This is a genomic window from Alkalibacterium indicireducens (genome assembly GCF_039522005.1).
In the GTDB taxonomy this organism is placed as follows: Bacteria; Bacillota; Bacilli; order Lactobacillales; family Carnobacteriaceae_A; genus Alkalibacterium; species Alkalibacterium indicireducens.
In genome coordinates this window covers 1-3,817 of the sequence record NZ_BAAADA010000150.1, presented here as the reverse complement: position 1 = coordinate 3,817, position 3,817 = coordinate 1, and the positions used below count along the sequence as shown (strand labels likewise).

Sequence of the window (3,817 nt, the reverse complement as noted above, 5' to 3'; positions counted from 1 at the left end):
GAGCATTTTTAAACCCCGGTAAATCCCTTAGTGTAGGGATTTATCGGGGTTTTGGGTGTTAAAGATGAGATTTTGCCTACTTTGTAAACAACATTTCAATCTTAAACAGTCCTTCCTTTTCTTTTAAGGTAAATTCGTTCATAATGGTTAGGAGAGAATCAGGAAGGAACCGGTGTAATGGATACAACTAAACTGAGCAAATTTTATAAAAAATCACATGAAGAAAAAATTAGTGCACTATTTGAAGCAGGTGTCATTTCAGATGAAGATAAACAGACCCTTTTATCAAATAATCTGGATCTGAACCTTGAAACAGGCAGCAATATGATCGAAAACCATCTGGGCAATTATCCCCTTCCTCTAGGGGTTGCCATGAATTTCGTCATCGATGGCACAAACAAAGTGATTCCCATGGCTATTGAAGAGCCGTCCGTTATTGCAGCGGCCAGTTTTGCGGCTAAAATCATCAGTACCGGAGGCGGCTTTTCAACGAATGTTCCTGACAGACAAGTCATCGGTCAGGTGACCTTAAAGCACGTCGGCAACATGGCTGAGGCCAGAGAAATCGTCCTGAATGCAAAACAGGCCATTCTAGATCGAGCAAATGAAGCTCATCCCTCTATCGTTAAACGAGGAGGTGGAGCCCGAGATTTGACTGTGCGTATTCTTGAAGAAACAGATCAGACGGGATTCCCTGCTTTCCTTTCTGTTCATCTGCATATCGATACGAAAGAAGCTATGGGGGCCAATATCATTAACACGATGATGGAAGGCATTGCTCCTTATATTGAAGAACTGACTGGCGGGACTGCCCTGCTTCGCATCCTTTCCAATTATGCGACAGAAAGCCTGGCGACTTCTCAATGTGTCATCCCGGCACACGCGTTAAAGACCGGAAAATACACTGGTGAAGAAGTCAGAGACCGCATCATTGAAGCCACTCAGGTAGCGACGATAGATCCATATCGTGCCGTGACTCACAATAAAGGCATCATGAATGGGGTGGACGCTGTGGTTGTCGCCACAGGAAACGACTGGCGCGCAGTCGAAGCCAGCGTCCATGCCTATGCGAGTCGAAGCGGGCAGTACCGGTCGCTGACAACGTGGGGCAAGAGTGAACAAGGCGATCTGGTCGGTTCACTCACTCTGCCTCTACCAATAGGGACAGTAGGCGGCGCTATTTCGATTCATCCGGCCGCTCAGTTGTCGCACACTATCCTAGGCCATCCAAACGTCAATGAACTGGCCGGTATCCTGGCTTCAGTTGGACTGGCTCAGAACTTTGCAGCTGTTCGAGCCTTGGTTACTGACGGTATACAGAAAGGCCACATGGGACTGCATGCCCGGTCTCTTGCCATCAGTGCGGGAGCTAAAGGAGAACAGGTCCAGAAGGTAGCGGATTTGCTGAAACAGGCGCCACATATGAACCTGGATGCAGCTAGATCGATACTAAGGAATTTATAGTACAATTAAGTAAATTTATATGAGTCTGTAATAAAAAATGCATTCCCATTTCGTTTCCTTGTTTTAGGAACATAGTGGGGAATGCATTTTATTCTTCTATTTGCGATTGCTCGAATACAATTCAGATACATAAAGCTTTTGTCCCAGCCTTATCTATTCTCGAATTAATTCTCTTTCATCTCTTATCACTAGTGTTGCATTAAAAATTTAACTGTTCCATGACATAAAAAAATCCTTTATACTAGTACTTGGATGACTTATCCAAGACCAATACAAAGGATCTAAGCATGGATAAGTATAATACAAAAATGACTATAAATAAATGGTTTTCATATATAAATTTAGAAAAGTTAAGTCCATCATCACAAAAGGCGATTCATGCGTTTAATCGCTATGCCAAAAAACTAACGTTTAGTAAGGTATTGATGCTCTTTTTGTTCGCTATTAATGAGGAAACAGAAAGTTTTCGCCATTTAGACCAACAACTGGTTCACCCTCAATTAAAAATGGTGATAGGCGTTGACACAATCAGTTATTCCCAACTATCACGGGCTTTAAAAGCACTAGACGCGACTGTTCTTTTGGAAATATTCAATCAGTTACTAGGGATGGTTCATCAGAAGACACACATAAGTAGGCAGAATAAGGTCTACTTGGTCGATAATTCCACTTTTTCATTTAGTAAACACTCCTATCCATGGGCGGATTTCCGTCCAACAAAAAGTGGTATTAAGTTACACCTAAAGGTGTGTCTAATGGAGGAAGGAATGGTTCACCCAGAACAATTTGAGATCTCTAACGCTTCTGAACACGACCATGATTACCTTGATGTTTTTGTCAATCAACCGCTGGCAACCTATGTTTTTGACAGAGGATATATCGATTTTGAGTCTTTTGATCAGATGAAATGGGGGGGCTATTTTTTCGTTTCACGGATTAAAAAGAACACAGTAATACATGTTGTAGAAAATCTAGATATCCCGAAGGATAAGGATTCTGACGTACTCAGTGATCAATATGTGCTGCTTGGTGGGAGAGGCTATTTGACCAGTCTCCTGCGACTAGTGACTATTCGTCGAAAAGGACGATCTGATTTACGAATCATTACCAACGACGTCTTCAAAACCGCTGAAGAGATAGGGAATCTCTATCATTCACGCTGGCAAATCGAGTTGTTTTTCAAGCATATGAAACAACATATGACGATTAAGACCTACTATTCGAAATCAGAAGTCGGTGTTGAGAACCAACTAATCATGGCAATGATTGTCTACCTACTCACGTTACTTATTAAGCTAGAATTGAATTTAAAGCCAACTATTTTCCAAATTTTGCGTCACTTACGATCGGTAAAGTATGAATCGTATGCATACTTCAAAGCTCTCTTTGAACCAGGATAAGTGAAATAACTCGCGAAATGAAGTCTAGACCAATAGAATAGTCAAAAAAATTCTGGAAAAAGTCATCCGCTGCGCCAGCATTTGACTTTTTTGTAAATTTTGATGAGAACTACTTGTGATTTAGTTAACAAATATGAAATTCGGTAAGAATATAATTTTATGCAACACTAGTGAAAGAAAATATAACAATATTTAAAAACAGCCTCTGAAATTAGAGGTATGAATTATTCAGGACAGTATTAACTAATTTAAGTTTAAAAATAATGGTAAAAGCCATTTTCTATATACATCGATACATATATAGACTGCAAATTATTATCATCACTTGTGATACGGCTCCCCGTATCAATGGTAACCGTGGTAATTAAAATTAACCCTAATCTAATCCTGAATAAAGCTGGAAGATCTCTATAAAATATATCAGTGGCAACTGAATACATTTTACACAAATGTATTCAGTTGCTACTATTTTTTTTACTTTAATCATAATTCAATAAAAATTTTTAATTAAACTCTCATTTTTCTACATTAAACGAACAACTATATTAGAAAACAAATAATAAACAGTTAATAATTCATTAAAATTTGAATGTTGTAACAACAACTTCAGTAATCGCTTACAGTATGTTGGGTTGTATAAACCCGATGAGAATAGACTTTCATGAAAATAAAAGAGTCAAAAGATTCTTGACTCTTTTATTGAAATATTCTAATATATCTATAATACTTTACTCATTTCCAAAATCAGAAAGGGGAAAACAAATTGAAAAAAACTACAAAACGAAATCTGTTTGCAATTGTTATGGCTTTATCTTTATTTTTAGTAGCATGTAGCACAAGTTCCAATGGTAATGGAAATAATGCAGATACCGAGGATTTAAAACTCAAGTTTTGCAGTTAAAAAATAGCCTTTGACCCTTGGTGTCATTGACTTGGTACCGATTATTATGCCG

At 38.6% G+C, this 3,817-nt stretch carries 2 protein-coding genes; both read left to right on the top strand.

What is annotated here, in order from left to right:
- The first annotated feature begins 177 nt into the window (after window positions 1-177).
- Window positions 178-1,464, top strand: a complete 1,287-nt coding sequence (locus ABFX15_RS08885) for a hydroxymethylglutaryl-CoA reductase, degradative (protein WP_346025073.1) — start codon at window positions 178-180, stop codon at window positions 1,462-1,464.
- Between the two features lie 287 nt (window positions 1,465-1,751).
- Window positions 1,752-2,864: an IS4 family transposase gene (locus ABFX15_RS08880; RefSeq protein WP_346025072.1), complete on the top strand. Its 1,113-nt coding sequence runs from the start codon at window positions 1,752-1,754 to the stop codon at window positions 2,862-2,864.
- Window positions 2,865-3,817 lie beyond the last annotated feature (953 nt).

Coding starts and splice junctions, on each gene's coding strand:
- ABFX15_RS08880 (WP_346025072.1), top strand. CDS start 1,752: ATGGATAAGTATAATACAAAAATGACTATAAATAAATGGTTTTCATAT.
- ABFX15_RS08885 (WP_346025073.1), top strand. CDS start 178: ATGGATACAACTAAACTGAGCAAATTTTATAAAAAATCACATGAAGAA.